At 35.7% G+C, this 17,488-nt stretch carries 19 protein-coding genes and 1 tRNA gene; 12 read left to right on the top strand and 8 right to left on the bottom strand.

The annotated features are described in order from the left end of the window. The first annotated feature begins 414 nt into the window (after positions 1-414). Genes WFZ86_RS06695 through WFZ86_RS06685 form a run of 3 tightly spaced genes read left to right on the top strand, consistent with a single transcriptional unit; the run spans position 415 to position 3,217 of the window. On the top strand, positions 415-1,527 hold the full coding sequence (locus WFZ86_RS06695; protein WP_342691223.1) for an NAD(P)/FAD-dependent oxidoreductase: 1,113 nt from the start codon (positions 415-417) through the stop codon (positions 1,525-1,527). Then, positions 1,527-2,276: a monofunctional biosynthetic peptidoglycan transglycosylase gene (gene mtgA / locus WFZ86_RS06690; protein ID WP_342691222.1), complete on the top strand. Its 750-nt coding sequence runs from the start codon at positions 1,527-1,529 to the stop codon at positions 2,274-2,276. The genes WFZ86_RS06695 and mtgA overlap by 1 nt, the downstream gene beginning before the upstream one ends. Beyond that, entirely contained in the window at positions 2,273-3,217 is a 945-nt protein-coding gene (locus WFZ86_RS06685; RefSeq protein ID WP_342691221.1) for a lipid A deacylase LpxR family protein, read from the top strand. The genes mtgA and WFZ86_RS06685 overlap by 4 nt, the downstream gene beginning before the upstream one ends. A 265-nt stretch (positions 3,218-3,482) precedes the next feature. Here WFZ86_RS06685 and WFZ86_RS06680 read toward each other — a convergent pair whose 3' ends face one another. Continuing rightward, positions 3,483-4,136 (bottom strand): carbonic anhydrase, encoded by a 654-nt coding sequence (locus tag WFZ86_RS06680; RefSeq protein WP_342691220.1) that lies wholly within the window; start codon positions 4,134-4,136, stop codon positions 3,483-3,485. Positions 4,137-4,648: 512 nt separating this feature from the next. Between WFZ86_RS06680 and WFZ86_RS06675 the strand changes: the two genes are divergently transcribed. The 4 genes from WFZ86_RS06675 to WFZ86_RS06660 all read left to right on the top strand — a co-directional run bounded on the left by WFZ86_RS06675 (position 4,649) and on the right by WFZ86_RS06660 (position 7,757). Then, positions 4,649-5,683, top strand: coding sequence for a Kelch repeat-containing protein (locus tag WFZ86_RS06675; protein WP_342691219.1), 1,035 nt, complete (start codon positions 4,649-4,651; stop codon positions 5,681-5,683). An 84-nt stretch (positions 5,684-5,767) separates the two neighbouring features. Beyond that, positions 5,768-6,319 (top strand): RNA polymerase sigma factor, encoded by a 552-nt coding sequence (locus WFZ86_RS06670; protein ID WP_342691218.1) that lies wholly within the window; start codon positions 5,768-5,770, stop codon positions 6,317-6,319. Next, entirely contained in the window at positions 6,309-6,740 is a 432-nt protein-coding gene (locus tag WFZ86_RS06665; protein ID WP_342691217.1) for a hypothetical protein, read from the top strand. Before WFZ86_RS06670 ends, WFZ86_RS06665 begins: the two co-directional genes overlap by 11 nt. A 102-nt stretch (positions 6,741-6,842) precedes the next feature. Then, positions 6,843-7,757, top strand: coding sequence for a porin family protein (locus WFZ86_RS06660; protein WP_342691216.1), 915 nt, complete (start codon positions 6,843-6,845; stop codon positions 7,755-7,757). A gap of 137 nt (positions 7,758-7,894) precedes the next feature. Here the strand turns inward: WFZ86_RS06660 and WFZ86_RS06655 are convergent. After that, positions 7,895-7,968: transfer RNA gene (locus tag WFZ86_RS06655), tRNA-Ala, on the bottom strand. 128 nt (positions 7,969-8,096) lie between these two features. On the opposite strand from WFZ86_RS06655, the gene WFZ86_RS06650 reads away from it, so the two are divergent. Genes WFZ86_RS06650 through WFZ86_RS06630 form a run of 5 tightly spaced genes read left to right on the top strand, consistent with a single transcriptional unit; the run spans position 8,097 to position 11,036 of the window. Next, positions 8,097-8,864 carry an enoyl-CoA hydratase/isomerase family protein gene (locus tag WFZ86_RS06650; protein WP_342691215.1) on the top strand — a complete coding sequence of 256 codons (768 nt, stop codon included), beginning with the start codon at positions 8,097-8,099 and terminating at the stop codon, positions 8,862-8,864. A gap of 5 nt (positions 8,865-8,869) precedes the next feature. After that, entirely contained in the window at positions 8,870-9,043 is a 174-nt protein-coding gene (locus WFZ86_RS06645; protein ID WP_342691214.1) for a hypothetical protein, read from the top strand. 33 nt (positions 9,044-9,076) lie between these two features. After that, positions 9,077-9,529, top strand: a complete 453-nt coding sequence (locus WFZ86_RS06640) for a 6-pyruvoyl trahydropterin synthase family protein (RefSeq protein WP_315172855.1) — start codon at positions 9,077-9,079, stop codon at positions 9,527-9,529. Between the two features lie 60 nt (positions 9,530-9,589). Further along, the gene (locus WFZ86_RS06635) at positions 9,590-10,342 is read left to right on the top strand and encodes a UDP-2,3-diacylglucosamine diphosphatase (RefSeq protein WP_342691213.1); all 753 of its coding nucleotides are present in this window, start codon (positions 9,590-9,592) and stop codon (positions 10,340-10,342) included. A gap of 10 nt (positions 10,343-10,352) precedes the next feature. Beyond that, a complete protein-coding gene (locus WFZ86_RS06630) occupies positions 10,353-11,036 on the top strand; it encodes a GNAT family N-acetyltransferase (protein WP_342691212.1) in 684 nt (227 codons plus the stop codon). Between the two features lie 10 nt (positions 11,037-11,046). Here the strand turns inward: WFZ86_RS06630 and WFZ86_RS06625 are convergent, their stop codons facing one another. From WFZ86_RS06625 to WFZ86_RS06600, 6 genes are all read right to left on the bottom strand, one after another. After that, the gene (locus WFZ86_RS06625) at positions 11,047-12,315 is read right to left on the bottom strand and encodes an MFS transporter (protein WP_342691211.1); all 1,269 of its coding nucleotides are present in this window, start codon (positions 12,313-12,315) and stop codon (positions 11,047-11,049) included. Between the two features lie 2 nt (positions 12,316-12,317). Beyond that, positions 12,318-14,009 (bottom strand): single-stranded-DNA-specific exonuclease RecJ, encoded by a 1,692-nt coding sequence (recJ, locus tag WFZ86_RS06620; protein WP_342691210.1) that lies wholly within the window; start codon positions 14,007-14,009, stop codon positions 12,318-12,320. A 273-nt stretch (positions 14,010-14,282) separates the two neighbouring features. Further along, positions 14,283-14,633 (bottom strand): HopJ type III effector protein, encoded by a 351-nt coding sequence (locus WFZ86_RS06615; protein WP_342691209.1) that lies wholly within the window; start codon positions 14,631-14,633, stop codon positions 14,283-14,285. Between the two features lie 18 nt (positions 14,634-14,651). Next, complete coding sequence (locus WFZ86_RS06610) at positions 14,652-15,704, bottom strand: flavin monoamine oxidase family protein (protein ID WP_342691208.1); 1,053 nt, start codon at positions 15,702-15,704, stop codon at positions 14,652-14,654. Then, positions 15,705-16,424: a 16S rRNA (cytidine(1402)-2'-O)-methyltransferase gene (gene rsmI, locus WFZ86_RS06605; protein WP_342691207.1), complete on the bottom strand. Its 720-nt coding sequence runs from the start codon at positions 16,422-16,424 to the stop codon at positions 15,705-15,707. 88 nt (positions 16,425-16,512) lie between these two features. Then, entirely contained in the window at positions 16,513-17,412 is a 900-nt protein-coding gene (locus tag WFZ86_RS06600; protein WP_342691206.1) for a hypothetical protein, read from the bottom strand. Positions 17,413-17,488: the final 76 nt, after the last annotated feature.

Here is a 17,488-nt window from a genome sequence, read left to right as displayed (position 1 = left end):
TATAGTATTAATAGATTCGTGAAAATGTAACTATTCAGGTGTTTTTTTGGACATTAATTGCCTCCAACTTTAGTTGGAGGGGTGAAATTTGAAAATTTTAAAGGCTTTAGCCAAAATTAGGTGCTTTTATTTGGCAAAAGCCAATACAATTAATCCCTATAACTCCAGCTAAAGCTGGAGCCAATTGAAAGCAAGACAAGCTGAGTAGTTATTTGAAATTAAGAATAAAATCAAATTTGTATTTATTCGTGCATACGTGGCTAAAACTTTCAAAAGCAAATATCTTGTGGTGCACTTAGTTTTAGCCCAGATGGGAACGGCATCCTTTTCTATTTTTCTTTAAAATAGAAAAGATACAGTGGACAGCTGGAAATAGCTCCAAAAAATACCTATTTTTATAAAAATTTTCGAAATATGCATTTGAGTTATTGGGAAATAAAAAACTGGTTTACTGATGTAGATTATACGATTGTGGGCAGTGGGATTGTGGGTTTGCACGCTGCATTGCGATTGAGAGAGCGATTTCCTGCTGCCAAGATATTGGTGCTAGAGAAAGGAATGTTGCCGCAAGGTGCGAGTACAAAAAACGCTGGGTTTGCTTGTTTTGGAAGTCTTTCGGAGATTGTAGAAGATTTAAAAACACATACCGAAGAAGAGGTAATTGCTTTGGTGCAAAAGCGTTGGTCGGGTTTGCAATTGTTGCGCAAACGGATTCCTGATGCGGTTTTGGATTACAAGCCTTTTGGCGGCTATGAATTGTTTTTGGAAGACGAAGAAAGTTTGTATGTTGAGTGTGTCAATAAAATGGCGTTTGTCAATGAAATTCTGAATCCTATTTTTAGAGGTGGTGTTTTTACCAAGGAAGTGGACCGTTTTGGATTTAAAGGGACAAAAGAATACTTGATTTTTAATCCTTTTGAAGGACAAATTGATACCGGAAATATGATGCAAGAGTTGTTGCGTCAAGCCGTAGCGGCCAATATTTTGATTCTGAATCAGCAAACGGTTACGGGGTTTGAGGATAAGGGTTCAGGTGTTGAAGTAGCTTTGGGTGATTTTAGTTTTGCAACCCAAAAGTTATTGTTTGCGACCAACGGTTTTGCAGCAGAATTGACACAAGGTCAAGTAAAACCCGCACGAGCTCAGGTGCTGATTACAGAACCTATTCCGAATCTGGACATCAAAGGGACTTTTCATTTGGATCGCGGGTATTATTATTTTAGAAATATCGGTGACCGAATTTTATTAGGTGGAGGACGAAACTTAGCTTTTGAAGAAGAAACCACCACCGAAATGGGGCAAACCGAAATTATTCAAAAAAAATTGGAACAATTATTAAAAGAAGTAATTTTGCCAAATCAAGATATTGAAATTGCACACCGTTGGAGCGGTATTATGGGCATAGGCGCAAGCAAGAATCCCATAGTAACGAATCTGTCCCAAAATGTTTATTGTGGGGTTCGTATGGGCGGAATGGGTGTGGCAATTGGCAGTTTAATAGGAACCGAATTAGCAGATTTAGTATAATGGCAACCAAGATTACTTCAAAAAAAGCAACTCCAAAAAAACCGGTCAAGAAACAAGAATCTAGTTTTGGAAGTAAAGTGAAACGCTTTCTTTTCAAAGCCATGCTTTGGTTTTTTGGGCTTTCTATCTTTAGTGTGGTAGTGTTTAAATTCGTTCCCATTCCTTTTACACCGCTTATGGTGATTCGTTATTTTGAAAATGTAGCCGACGGAAAAGAGAATCATTTTAGTCACGACTGGGAACCCATCGAAAACATTTCTATGAATTTGCAAAAAGCCGTAATCGCTAGTGAAGATGGTACCTTTTTGATCCACAATGGATTTGATTTTTTGGCGATGCAAAAAGCCTATAAAAGCAACGAGAGAGGACGAAAAATAAAAGGCGGAAGCACCATTTCGCAGCAAACCGCCAAAAATGTCTTTTTATGGCAAGGTAGAAGTTACTTGCGCAAAGGATTAGAAGCTTATTTTACCGTACTAATCGAAATGATTTGGGGTAAAAAACGCATCATGGAAGTCTATTTGAACAGCATCGAAATGGGCGATGGAGTGTATGGAGCGCATGCAGCCACCCAATATTGGTACCGAAAAGACGCTTCGAGTTTGACCAAAATGCAAGCCGCAGGAATTGCTGCTATTTTACCCAACCCACGCAAATACAAAGCCACAAGTTCCTCTTCTTACATCAACAATCGAAAGGCCAAAATCGTTCGCGTAATGGCACATGTTGGCACTATAAACTACAAATGAGAACAGTAAAATTCTTGTTTTTGCTGCTGTTAGGGACTCATTTTTTGGGATCTGCTCAAACTTTCGATAGGAAGCAAGTGGGAGTAGAGCTCGACAATGATTTGTATGCTTCGGTAAAAAATGATCGCTATTATACTAATGGAATTACACTGTTTTATAGTTGTTTAAATGCTAAATCGTCGGTTAGTTTGCTCAAAAAAACCACCGAATTCCGATTAGCACAATACATTTACACTCCCAGGACTCGATTGGCCAACGCCATTAAAGTCAACGATCGCCCTTTTGCGGGTTATTTGTTTGGCGAAGCCAATCAAACGTTTTTTATGGCAAACAATCGCGTTTATCAAGGTGCGGTGCAAATAGGTTATGTAGGTCCCAATTCGTATGCTGAAGAAATGCAAAACGGGTTGCACGATGCTTTTTCGTTGCGCCATGTGGAAGGTTGGCAAAATCAAATCAAAAACACCTTCGCGCTGCAAACCCAATTTCGTTTTTCCCAAAAGCTTTTTCCAAGCGCAATCACACCTCATTTTGATGTTCATTTTCAAGGGCAAGCGACTTTAGGGACCGTGCAAACGGCTCTTAATTCAGGTTTTTTTGCTAGAATAGGTTTGAAAAATTTGCAGCCCATAGCCCATTCTAATTTTTATAGTGGCGGCGTTTTAGGCACTCCCAAAACAGAGGAGTTGTACTTTTTTATCCACCCCAGTTTGCAGTATCAAGCCTATGATGCAACGGTTCAAGGTAGCCTTTTTGGGACGCAAAGCCCCGTAGAATTAGACCTGATTCGTTGGCGCTGGCACACGGCCGTGGGCATCAAATACCGTTACAACCATTTCAATTGTCAGTACACTTTTTTTTACCGTTCCAAAGAGGTCAATCACCCCGTCAATACTTCTTATTATTATGGCTCAATTGGGCTTACTTACAGCTTTAGATAATTGGTCAGGAGCAACATCGTTTCCTTTTCATCATAACGCCTCGTCCTGCTCTACGCTATATCTTTGCTTTTTGAAAGAAAAAAGCAAAGGATGCCGCTGCGATCAGGGCTAGATAGTACTTTTAGTTTTTCAGAAGAAGGATGTCCAATATTGATGTGCTATCCAATACAGCTTTGGTTAGTTCACAAATCAAAAATCCACCAGTGTATAAGGCAAAATGGCTTTATAAATGGTGGAAATATAAGTTGTAGCTGAAAGAATTGGGTTAATCAATACGATTTACTTTTCCGTTGTGAATATCGTAAATCATTGAGACCACTTCAATTTTCTTTTGATTGATAAATTCATTCATCACAATTTTATTTGTCGAATGTTTGATGTTTGCCTTAATGCATTCTTCTATATTGTTTTTAGAAGGGTTCAAAATTTGTTTTTCCTCCTCTTCATTTTTGATGGTATTAATAATAGTTTCAATATGATCGTGTTTCATATTTGTTTTTTCTGAACCTATATTCTCAATATAAGCTTTTATAGCACCACATTCAGTATGTCCTAAAACAATGATAAGCTTGGTTTGTAAATGTTCAACAGCATATTCTACACTCCCCATAGCATAATCAGATATTAGGTTTCCTGCATTTCGAATCACAAATAAATCACCAATCCCTTGGTCAAAAATAATCTCAGGACTTACTCGGCTATCTGCGCAAGTAATCACTACGGCAAAGGGATGTTGTGAATTTTCAGTAGCTAAAATTGCTTTTTTATTTTGTCTGGGATGCAGCGTTTGATTATTTAAAAAACGTTGGTTACCTAATAAAAGTTTATCCATTTTGGAAATGGAAGTAGTAGTTTTTAACGTCTCATTACAACTTGTTGCCATAAAAAGCAGTAATAGACCGACTAGTATATTTTTCATTTGATATAAAATTTAATTACGCTTTAATTTACAAATTTTGATTGTGATTCGCTATTTTGTAAGTGCATAATTAAGTATGTAAAATTCTGTAAATTAAATAGTTGAAAAATATTTTTAACGCTTTTTTTTCGAAAACGATTCCGTATTCTGTAAAAAACGTCTAAATGGAAATGAGGACTTAATTTTTTTACTTGTTGCTGTGTCTTTTTGGTAATTGATAGTCGTTTCGAGTCCTTTTTTTATAGTAAAAAAGCAAGGGATGCCGCTGCGATTAGGGCTTGAGAGCGATTTTTAATTAGGAACCAATTCAAAAGTTTTTATTATAAAATTTTGTTTACTTGTATCTATTAAATCTTCTTAGAATTTTATAAAGTTGGAATTCTTATTTTGTGAGGTAAAAGATTTTTCTGATTTTTTTTAACTCGCGATTTATATTAAATTTTTCTCTTTCAAGCGCAACCTTTTCATTTTTCATAGACTACTATTTATAACCGTCTAAAAAAACAAAAATTATGAACTATTTAAAGGTTGTGTTTCCGTTCTTTTTTTTAATTATTACTTCTTGTCAAAATGAGCCAATAGACAATAATGCTGCTTTGGATCCAACTTCAGTTTTTCAATCTGGACTTGTATTTAAAAAAGTAATTGATATTCCAGACAATTACTTTGTTGATCAGATGCCTGGTTTTACAGCCCATCCCAAAGAAAATGTTTTGTATTTGAGTTGTAGGGATAAGTTTATTTCTAATACAGAAACCATTTATAAAATAAATGTATCCAATCAAAAACTTACTATAAAAAATAGTGCTGTTTCAGATTTTGCAACTAAGAGGAATCATATATTTGAGGATAAATTATATGTTTTAGGTGGAGAAAAATTCAATAGATATGGACTTGATTTAACAGAAGAAACAAAAGGGAGTCGTTATGGTTCATTTATCACACCCAAAATTTTCTCTCGCTTTGGGACATGTATTTCAGATAGTGATGTTTATATTATCGGGGGATTTTTAGGTGGTGAAACCACTTCTGAACCCAATTATGATAGAAAAATCTGGAAACTTAATTTGATAAAAAACACATTTGATTTTGTAGATAATATGCCAAAAAATAGAAATGGTGGAAGTTCAGAATATATTAAAGGTACTATTTATACCTTTTTTGGATATGAGAATGTTAAGAGTATGAATTCAAGTCCAGCTATAAAATTACTTAATGACATACAAGTTTATGATTTGAGTTCGAAATCTTTTCTAAGCATTCCATACGATCGTCAAGTAAGAGTGTCTTTTACAGCAAAGTATAATCATTATATTTTTGTTGCAGGGAATACTACAGCAGATTCTTATGAATCGCCTGTAAATGGTTCTTTTATGGGTTATTTCGATACAAAAACGAATAAAATGACAGAGATTAAAACGATAATTGAAGGGAATACTTATGATTTCTCATTTATTTGTGAAATAGAAATCATGAATGACAAAGTCTATGCTTTGGTAAGAAATTCTGAAAACAGTTTTTCAATTCAGGTTGCTAATTTGAAATAAGTCTACTCTGGATGGTATTTTTAAGAAAGCAAAGTAACAGCAGATAAACCTAATTAATGAATTAGTCAAAAACATCTTAAATTATTGGATTTAGAAAATTGCATAGAATCTTGTATCCGACAGAATAGAAAAGCTCAAGAACAGCTATATCAGTTGTACAAAAAAACGCTTTTTACTCTGAGTTTAAAATATTGTGCAAATGTTTCAGATGCTGAGGATAATTTGCATAATACTTTTATTGAAATTTTCACAAGTATTCATAAGTATGATAAGAGAGGCTCGTTTGAAGGTTGGATCAAACGAATAACTATCAATAAAGCAATTGATAGTTATAAGAAAAAGCTATTTGATGTTCCTGTGCCAGAATATGGTTTATGTGATACTACTCTAGAAGAAGATGAATTAGATATTTCTGCAGATTATCTTTTAACTATTATACAAGAATTGCCACATCAGTATCGTCTAGTTTTTAACTTATATGAATTAGATGACTATTCTCACCAAGAAATTGCAGAAATGCTTTCGATTTCTGTAAATACCTCAAAATCGAATTTACATCGAGCAAAATTAATTTTGAAACAAAAGATTAAGGAAAAACAAAAAAATATAATTTCAATTCACTGTAATGGAAAATAGAAAAGATATTGGATTAACAGTTCGAGAAAAACTTGAAAATCTTAACGAAGCTCCTAGTGACAGCGTTTGGTTGGCTATTGATAAAGAGTTGACGCACAGAAAAAAAAGAAAAAGGAAGTTTCTTTATTTTCTTTTGACATCTGTTTTGGGGTTATTGACATCTACTGTGTATCTTAATAAAGAGAAATTTTATGATTTAAATCCTCAACAAACTCAGAAAAAAAACATTGTTAATTCACAACTAAGAAAAACTAGTACAGTAAGGAATTCTGAGCAAAGATTTCAAGATGATAAGAGAAGAAGTCAAATGGAATTGCCAAAAAAAATAAGTACTATAAATAAAAAGTTGACACATAAATCTATTCGTTTAGTTTATTCTAACAGTGATTATGATGAATATGAAATAATTGAAAAACATTGATTCATAATAAAAAAGAAAAAACAATTAAAAAAAACATCTAATACTTTAGTTAGTAGATTCAAATCAATACCAATTTCGAAGCATCCAATAAAAAGAAAAAAGATGTCTACAAGAAAAACAACTGTTGTGCAACATCCTAAAACAGGTTTAAAAGATGCAATCGAAAAAACAGTAGATTCAACTAAAGAGAAAACTGCTTATGATAATTGGGTTTCTAATAACAAAGCACCAATTGAAAAAGACACTTCTAAATTGGACGCTATTGTAAAAGTAATTGATGGTTCAAAATCTAAGGATAACAAGAATATACAGTTAACAGATTCTACAAATACAAAGAAAGGAGTTTATTCTAATTTATATATTACCCCATATGTTGGAATAAATCAATTTTACAGTTCAGGAAACGGCACTTCCAACACCTCTGAATTTGGAAAGTATACTCAAAAGAGTCTTTCTAATTTGAACTATGGTGTATACATTCGTTTTATGTTTAATTCAAGAATGGGAATTCGCTTTGGAGTAGGAAAAAAACAATTAGAGACCCAAACTATGATAACGAAACAAGTGGGGCAATCTATTAATCTTCAAAACATTCTATTTGTGAAGGATTTATTTCCATTTAATATTGATCAAAAGTTTTTTAATGAAACCGAAGTTGAACTTAATAAAAGGGTTACTTATACTGAAATTCCAATTGAATTTTATTATATATTGAAAGAAGGAAAAATTGGCATAGCCTCAGCATTAGGATTTAGCTATGCTACACGAAATGATAATAAAGTATCACTAAAATCTAAAGAGATACCTAGTTATTTTATAGGTTCTTCTAGAGATTATCTGAGAGCAAGTGGTAGTGCAAACATGACTTTATATTTTACATATAAGTTAACGAATAGATTAAATTTTGAAATAAATCCAATGATTAAATATCATTATTTGGGAATAATAAGTAATCAATCACTTAGACCTATTGATATCTCTTTGAACACAGGTTTTAGTTATAGACTGAGTCATTGAAATTATAATAAAAATTATTCGTAATTTTTATTATTGCTAGCAATTTTATATTGCAAATGGATTGTGTCTTATAAAGTAAGAAAACGAGCAGAAAAATAAAAAAGCCTTAAAAACATTCGTTTCTAAGGCTTTTTTTGTGGAGAAGATGGGGCTCGAACCCACGACCTCTTGACTGCCAGTCAAGCACTCTAGCCAACTGAGCTACATCCCCATGACTATGTCGCAAATATAGTATTTTAATTATTCAATACACAAATTTATGCTACACAAAAATGCTTTCACCGTTAAAAAAGAAGTGGGTTATAGAAATAATTTTAACTTTACGCTAAAATAAAAAGTATGTCACAAATGATTGCCTCAGGCACACTTACCACAACGATTTCCAATGGTATTGCTACGCTTACTTTTGGCCACCCCGCCAGCAATTCTTTTCCTAAAGCCCTTTTGCAGCAACTCACAACCGCGATTCAGGAAGTAAGTTCTAATGATGCGGTTCAGGTGGTGGTGCTACAGAGTGAAGGTACAGGCGTTTTCTGTGCAGGTGCCTCTTTTGATGAGCTTTTAGCGGTGAGTACAGAAGCCGAAGGAGCGATTTTCTTTTCGGGATTTGCGCATGTTATCAATGCGATGCGTGTATGCCCGAAAGTGATCATTGGTCGCATTCAAGGAAAAGCCATTGGTGGTGGTGTAGGCATTGCAGCTGCTTGTGATTATACCTTGGCTACTCGTCAGGCTAGTATCAAATTATCAGAACTCGCCGTCGGAATTGGTCCTTTCGTGATTGAGCCAGCAGTGAGTCGTAAAATAGGAAAAATGGCAATGTCCCAAATGACTTTGGAGGCTCAAGAATGGAAATCGGCCGAGTGGGCACAGCAACAAGGTTTGTATGCCGCTATTTTTGAAACCCTTCCAGATTTGGACACAGCCGTGCAACAAATGGCCACACAACTAGCCAGCTACAATCCGCAAGCTTTACTCGAAATCAAGAAAGTATTTTGGGAAGGCACCGATCATTGGGCAACTTTATTGCTAGAACGTGCCGCGATTTCTGGACAATTGGTGCTTTCTGATTTTACTAAAAACGCTTTACTTCAATTCAAAAAATAAAGACAATGACCCCTTTTTCTTTACTTCAAAAAGTAGATGTAGCTAAAAAAATAGCCCAAGCTCCTGACAAGAATTACGAAATAGGAGTGGTAATTGGCTCGTATTTGCCTTTCGTTGTTTTGGTTGGATTTGCCTATTGGATGTATTACCGAGCAAAAAAAAGAGACAAAAACCGCTAAAATTCCTTAAATTTGCTGCCAAATTCAATACAGATGAGTAATATCAGAATCACCAAAAAATTTAGTTTCGAAACCGGTCATGCTTTGTATGGTTATGATGGGAAATGCAAAAATGTACACGGACACAGTTACAAGTTATCAGTAACCGTAATTGGCTCTCCTATAACCGATCGATCGAACGTAAAATTAGGAATGGTGATTGATTTTACCGATTTGAAAAAGATTGTCAAAGAAGAAGTAGTCGATCAATTTGATCATGCTACCGTTTTCAACCAAACGACTCCTCATGTTGAATTGGCTAAAGAATTAAAAGACCGTGGACATCATGTGATTTTGGTTGATTATCAGCCTACCAGCGAGAACATGATTGTTGATTTTGCGGCAAGAATTAAAAGCAGATTGCCAGAAGGAATTAACCTATTCTCTTTGAAATTGCAAGAAACCGAATCTTCTTTTGCAGAATGGTTTGCCAGCGATAATGTCTAGGAATAGATACATTACAAGTTTTATCCCAAAGTTTTTGGACCAAATTCCAAATTAAATTGCATGAATTCAATTTCCAAAAAAATATATTTTGCTTCTGATCAGCATTTTGGTGCGCCTACGCCTGAGTTGAGTTTTCCAAGAGAACAAAAATTTGTGGCTTGGCTAGACGAAGTAAAGAAAGATGCAGAAGCTATTTTTTTACTGGGTGATTTATTCGATTTTTGGTTCGAATACAAAACCGTGGTACCCAAAGGATTTGTTCGCGTTTTAGGTAAATTGGCCGAGATTCGCGATAGTGGTATTCCAATTTATTTTTTCGTTGGAAACCATGATTTATGGATGAACGATTACTTTGAAAAAGAACTGAATATTCCCGTTTTTCACGACAATCAAGAATATACTTTTCATGGAAAAACCTTTTTGATTGGACATGGAGACGGAAAAGGACCTGGAGATTTGGGCTACAAACGCATGAAAAAAGTGTTTACCAATCCGTTCTCTAAATGGTTGTTTCGTTGGTTGCATCCTGATCTTGGAGTTGGACTAGCGCAATATCTTTCGGTAAAAAATAAATTAATTTCTGGCGCCGAAGATGTTACTTTTTTAGGCGAAGACAACGAATGGTTGATTCAATATGCCAAACGAAAACTAGAAACCAAGCATTACAATTATTTAGTTTTTGGACACCGCCATTTGCCCATGAAATATACCGTTGGTGAAAACGCTGAATATGTCAATCTAGGTGATTGGATTACTTATTTCACCTATGGTGTTTTTGATGGTGAAACTTTTGAAATCAAAACATTCAACTAAATTAAAGGATATGGAGCCAATAGATTTTGATACATTAGATTATCCTGTTGGGAATTCCGTCAAAGAATGCCATAGTCAGTATGGATTAGATTTTCAAAATGGGCATTTTTATCTTCCTGACTATTGTCCTTTTGGGGACTTTTCTTCTTTTGAAAATGCAGTTTCTATTTTAGAGCAGTATGCACAACTAACACCTTCGTTTTATTTATTTGGAGCTTTACCAGAAATTCCCAATACCATCGAGAATAAAGGGGTACTACTTTGCCGTCAGATGATTTTGACTTCAAAAATTCAGTATCCAATAATTGAAAACATCGTCAAATTGGAAGCAGCGCATTTAGAGGATTTACTTGGTTTAGTTCGTTTGGTTTATCCGGAGTATTTTAAACCTCAAACCGCAGCTATGGGAAATTATTATGGTATTTATAGACAAAATCAATTAGTAGCAGTAACTGGTGAGCGTATGCAAATGAACCATTTTATAGAAGTTAGTGCTGTAATTACACATCCAGAACACATAGGCAAAGGCTATGCTAAACAGTTAGTAACACATACTGCCAACGCTATTTTTGACCAACATAAAATTCCTTTTTTGCATGTTGCTGATCAAAACGTTGGCGCTATTCACGTATACGAATCCTTGGGGTTTTCTACTCGAAAAAAGATAAATATTTGGCATTTAGTCAAAAAATAGGTTTTCTATTTTATGCCTTTTCTATTTCTTCTAAATCTTTTTGTAAATCCAGTTTCCTAAAGGTAGGTGAGGCTATTCCAGTTACTAAAACGGTGAGCAGCGTCATACTTCCCCCAAAAACCACGGCCGTTACAGTTCCCATTAGTTTTGCCGTAACACCACTTTCAAAAGCACCCAATTCATTAGAAGAACCTACAAAAATGGAGTTCACTGCCGAAACGCGTCCGCGCATATCATCGGGTGTTTTGAGTTGTAAAATCGTTTGGCGAATCACCACTGAGATACCATCAAAAATACCACTAAAGAACAAAGCAACTACCGAAAGCCAATACAAAGTAGAAAGTCCAAAGACGATAATACATACACCAAATCCAAAAATAGCAATCAAGAGTTTCATCCCCGCGTTTTTATTCATAGGCACATAAGCCGATACAAACATTGTTATGAAGGCACCAACAGCTGGCGCAGCTCTCAAAACGCCAAATCCTTCAGGACCGACTTTCAAAATATCTTGCGCAAAAATAGGCAACAAGGCTACCGCTCCGCCAAACAAAACCGCAAACATATCGAGCGAAAGTGAAGATAAAATGGCGGGATTGGTGAATACAAATCGCACACCCGCTTTCAAACTTTCTTTAACGGGTTCTCCAATTTTCTTATTCAAAATAGGTTTCGATTCAATTTGTGTCAAAGCGATTATTGAAAAAATTGAAAAAGCAATTACAATGCATAACGACCAATGCACACCAATCCAATGAATAGAAAAACCCGCTACAGCTGGACCTACTACTGAACCAACTTGCCAAACAGAAGAACTCCAAGTGGCAGCGTTAGAATAGACTTTTTTTGGAACAATTAGCGACAAAAGCGAAAAGATGGTTGGTCCCAAAAAAGAACGTACAATTCCTCCTAGAAAAACCATAAAGTAAATCGCATATAGAATAGTATCCATTTTCCAATCTGAAACAACAGGAGGCCAAGTCAATAAAAACAAACCAATACTAATTACTGAAAAACCAGCAATACATTTAAAGAGCAAACTTTTTTTCTCCTTTTGATCTACAATATGACCCGCAAATAATGCCATAGCTACTGCTGGAATAATTTCCATTAGGCCAATAATTCCCAGCGATAAAGGATTTTTGGTTAAGCTATATACTTGCCATTCAATAATGATAAATTGCATGGACCAAGCAAAAACCATAGCAAAACGTAACAGTAAAAAAGTATTGAATTCTTTATAACGCAAAGCAGCGTATGGGTCGTTTTTTGTTTTCATTTTTAGTTTCTAATGTCTTTCAATCGCAATTGTAATTCTATTTTGTCGTTCCATTCGTTTTCGTCTATGCAATAGGCAGCTTCGAACGGTTGTTTGTTTTTTACTATTTCATGTTTGTTTCCTAATCCAAAACCAATTGCTGGAATTCCTTCCGAATTATTTTGACGCACAAATAGTTTCAGATGTTCTTCTTCTTTTCCCATAGGTTTCCCGTATCCAGTATCAAAGACATTGTTGGAAACAAAAACGGGCGTCATATTTTGAGGACCACAAGGCTCAAATTGTTTTAAAATGCGTGTAAATTTAGGGGTAATTTCTTCAAAACGGACAACAGCGTCGATAGAAAGTTCGGGTTGTAGTAATTCGGGAGCAATGGTTTCTTTAACAACTTTTTCAAAAGCTTCCTTAAAAGCGGCATAATTTTCTGGTTTTAAAGTCATTCCTGCAGCATACATGTGTCCTCCAAATTGTTCCAAATGTTCTGCGCAAGCTTCGAGCGCATTGTACACATCAAATCCTTTTACCGAACGGGCAGATGCGGCATATTTATCGCCACTTTTGGTAAACACCAAGGTAGGACGATAGTAAGTTTCTATCAGTCTAGAAGCGACAATTCCAATCACGCCTTTGTGCCAAGTTTCTTGAAAAACTACCGAAGTAAATCGGTTTTGTTCGCCATTTTCTTTAATTTGGTTCAGCGCTTCTTTCGTAATTTGTTGGTCCAAATCTTTGCGTTCGGCATTATAGGCTTCAATTTCAGAGGCAAATTGCTGGGCTTGTTCAAAATCAAATTCGGTCAACAATTCTACGGCATGATTCCCATGTTTGATGCGACCCGCAGCGTTGATTCTCGGCGCAATAATAAAAACCACATCCGTAATATCGAGTGTTTTTTTCTTGAGTTGATGTGTCATGGCTTTGATTCCAGGACGCGGATCGCTATTAATTACTTGCAATCCAAAATGTGCCAAAACCCTATTCTCTCCAGTCATTGGAACAATATCAGCAGCAATGGCTGTTGCAACCAAGTCAAGATATGGAATCAAATCATCAATGGTTTGGTCGCGGTTTGCTGCCAACGCTTGAATGAGTTTAAAACCAATGCCACAACCACACAATTCGTCATAAGGATAGTCACAATCTTCTCGTTTTGGGTCTAAAATTGCTACAGCATCAGGTAATTGATCTCCAGGACGGTGGTGGTCGCCAATTATAAAATCGATATTCTTTTCTTTGGCATACGCCACGTGATTAATAGATTTTATCCCACAATCTAGCGCTATAATTAGCGAAAAACCGTTGTCATCTGCAAAATCAATACCTTTAAACGACACGCCATAGCCTTCATCATAACGATCCGGAATATAAGTCGCAACATTGGGGTAAAAACTTTTCAAATAGCCAGAAACCAAAGAAACAGCCGTTGTGCCATCCACATCATAATCTCCAAAAACCAAAATATTTTCCTCTTTTTCTATTGCTTTTTCAAGTCTTGCCACCGCTTTGTCCATATCTTTCATCAAATACGGGTCGTGCAAATCGTTTAATGAGGGGCGAAAAAATTGTCGGGCTTCCTCAAATGAAGAGATGCCTCTTTGCAGTAATAATGAGGCAATCGTTCCAGAAACTTGTAAGGCAGCCGCTAATTCATTTATTTTTTCTTCTTTGGGTTTGGGTTTGAGTGTCCAACGCATTGTATTTTAGGTTTTATAACTTGTTAATTAGGCGTATAATTTTTTTTTAGGAACCAAAGCAAAAGGCTTTTTCAGGAAACAATAGTCCCGCTATCCACTATATCTTTGTTTTTTTAAAGGAAAAAAAACAAAGGATACCGCTGCTATCGGGGTTAAAGAGCCACAAATTGCCTTTTTGTTGGCATTTTAAAATGGTCTTTAGACTATATTTAGAACTAGTTTTGTTATCTATAAATAACATTTTTTTCTAAAATCGTTATCTGTAAATAAGAATTATTGTTGTTTTAATGTCAAAGACTCTCCATAAAAAGCAATGCCATTCCAACCCGTTTTCATAAAATTACGAATGTTTTGATGGTCTGTGCCTTCTGGATTTTTTAATACATCTTCAGTGTAATAAGCCCCAAAACAAGCTAATGTTGCTTCTTGAGACAACTGCTGTAATTCAGCAAAAGCAAACAATTTGCAAGAGCCGTTGTTCTCGTTGGCAGCATTATGTTGTAAGCCGTTTTCGAAAGCGGTTGGTTCAAAAGTATAATGCGCTTCAATAACTGCGATAGTTTCTTGAAATGTAATCGAGTTTGGGGTGTTTTTTAATTTTTCTAAAAAAGCTGGTATAGTCATGATTAAATTGATTTTTAATTAAAAAAAAGTACTACAAAAATGTGCCGCTTGAATGGCTCCTTCCATATAACCAGGATGTTCGCGGGCGGTTTCTGAGCCAGAAATAAAAAAGCGGTTGTCAAAAAGTGGGGTTGTATAAATAGGGTGCCCGTTGTTTTGGTGCGCCATAATCAAAGAAGCGTAAGGTGCAAAAGTATAGGGATCCTCTCTCCAAACTTTTTCGAAATAATGGGTGGCATTTTTTACTTCGTCTCCCAAAATACGTTGCAATTGGTCTTCTATTTTTTGTCTTCGTTCTTCAGGGGTTAATGTTGAAGCACCTCCATTTAGGAAACCTTTTAATGCATAAAAAGTGCTGTCGTTTGTACTGTGGTCGTACATTTCTTGTACCCAATTCACGTGGCTAAATACCGTCCCCGAATATCCTTTTTCTTTCCAGAACGGATGTTCGTAGACTAAGCCAAATTTTATAGATTCACCCATCCAAGTGTGCGTTTTTTGGGCGGTTGTTGTCAAATCAATCGGTAAGTCTGGTTCAAATTGCACGGTACTCACCAATAAATTGGGCGGTAAAGTACTCACTACATAACCTGCTTCAATTTGTTTACCACTAGTTGTCTCGATGATAATTTTTGATTGGTCATATTTGATTTGACACACCTTTTCATTGAGCTGTATCGAACCCGAATCAAGATTATTCTCTAAAGCTGCAATTAGTTGGAAGGTTCCGCCATCAATTCTGTAGGAAGGCGCTTCGTTATCAGGAATAGAAAAACGTTGAGGTTCATTGGCATTTGATGTTTCAAAAAAAGAAACTCCCGTGGTATATTGCTTGGTATACGAAATATTAAGTTCTTGTAATAAATGCAAGAGCTGATGATGGGTATCGTTGCACCAAGTGGCTCCCATTTCAATGCTTCCAACTTTGTCTGCATAGCGCGTATCTATTCTTCCACCAATACGGTTATTGGCCTCAAGTACTACAGACTTTATGCCTTTTTTCTTGAGCAAATAAGCTAGAGTAAGACCACACAAACCAGCTCCAATGATATGAACTGTAGTTTGTTTCATTTAGTCGACAGTGTTATCTGAAAATTTACTTTTTTTGGTTTCTTTGGTTATGGGCTTTCCGCCAACTACTACTACAATTTCGCCTCTAGGGGCGGTTTTTTCAAAGTGAGTTAGCACTTCTTTTACCGTTCCGCGTACGTTTTCCTCATGCATTTTAGATAATTCTCTCGATACACAAACGGGACGGTCTTCACCAAAATAAGTGACAAATTCACTTAAAGTCTTTACTAATTTGTGTGGAGAAACATAAAGAATCATGGTTCTCGTTTCTTCGGCCAAAGTCAAATAACGGGTTTGTCTTCCTTTTTTGTCAGGCAAAAAACCCTCAAATACAAATTTGTCATTCGGTAAACCACTATTGACTAAAGCGGGGACAAATGCGGTTGCGCCTGGCAGACATTCTACCGCAATGCCGTTTTCAATACAAGCTCTAGTAATCAAAAAACCTGGATCCGAGATAGCGGGCGTTCCTGCATCCGAAATCAAAGCGATGGTTTCACCTCCTTGCAATCGACTAATTATGTTTTCGATGGTTTTGTGTTCATTATGCATGTGATGGCTGTGCATGTGCGTGCTAATCTCAAAATGCTTGAGCAATTTGCCACTGGTTCGGGTGTCCTCGGCCAAAATCAAATCGGCTTCTTTAAGAATACGTATTGCTCGAAACGTCATGTCTTCGAGGTTGCCAATTGGAGTGGGTACGATATATAGTTTAGACATTTTTTAAAAAGTTAAAACACGAAATCCGCAAGAATACGAAGTTCGTGTTTGATGATTGGGTATTGATTTATACAGTGAAAAGAACCAATTACAAGAATTTTTTCTCTACAATTTCCATGAATCGATTGGCATAATCGTCTTTTCCTTCCCAGTTGTTATAATCTGGTTTTACCATTTCGTCAATAAACGTTTTAGTTTCATAGAAATTATTAAAACTATTCAGTTGACTCAATACACGATTATAATCTTCATTACTATTGCCAAAAAGATGTTTTACAAAACCGATACGATCATTTAAGTCAATGGCAATACTTTTACTTAACTTATCGTTCAATGATTTGGGCTTATTCTCTTTTTCTTCGGTTAATGTTTCAACTTTATCAAAAGTCAAATCAAAAGCTGAGGTCACATTGGCTTTACTAGTTTCGGAACTGTCTACTTTTACGAATTGGGCTTCGGTGTAGTTTCCTCCTAATAAATCTTCAAAAGAAATTTGAACCACTTCTTTTTTAGGTGCTATTTCTTCAACTGTTGTTGTAAAATTTTCTGAAGAAGTTGAGGTTTTATCAAAAATAGGAACAAAGGTAGTAGCGATTTTTTCTTCTTTTACTAGGAGTTCTGGTTCACTTGTCAGCGCTTCCAAAATACTGTCTTCGGGAGCAATATTGTCTAGCAATTGGTCTACAATTGAAACCGTTTCAATGGCAGCTTCTTGCTTTTGAATTTCAATTGCTGCAACGGCTTCAGAAGTTGGGATTTCAGTTTTGATTTCAGCTAAATCAAAGGCTTTTTCTATTTCATCTTCAATTGCAACTTGTCCAATAGTAGGTTTGATATCTCCTAGGTTTTCTTCGACAAACTTTAAAATCGCCAGTTTTTCGTAAAGTTTTTGGGTTTCTAAGAAGAGCACATTCACATCCGATTTGTTTTTAAGTTGTAGAATTCTATGCGCAATGCTAACTAAATCAGCCTCCAATCTTTTTTTCATAACTTTTGGTATTATAGTGAGTAGGGTGTGTCTTTTTTAATAAATTTGTTCCCATTACAAAGTAATAAAAACTATT

This window comes from Flavobacterium polysaccharolyticum (assembly GCF_038739875.1).
GTDB lineage: Bacteria > Bacteroidota > Bacteroidia > Flavobacteriales > Flavobacteriaceae > Flavobacterium > Flavobacterium polysaccharolyticum.
This window is presented reverse-complemented; position numbering and strand designations above follow the sequence as displayed.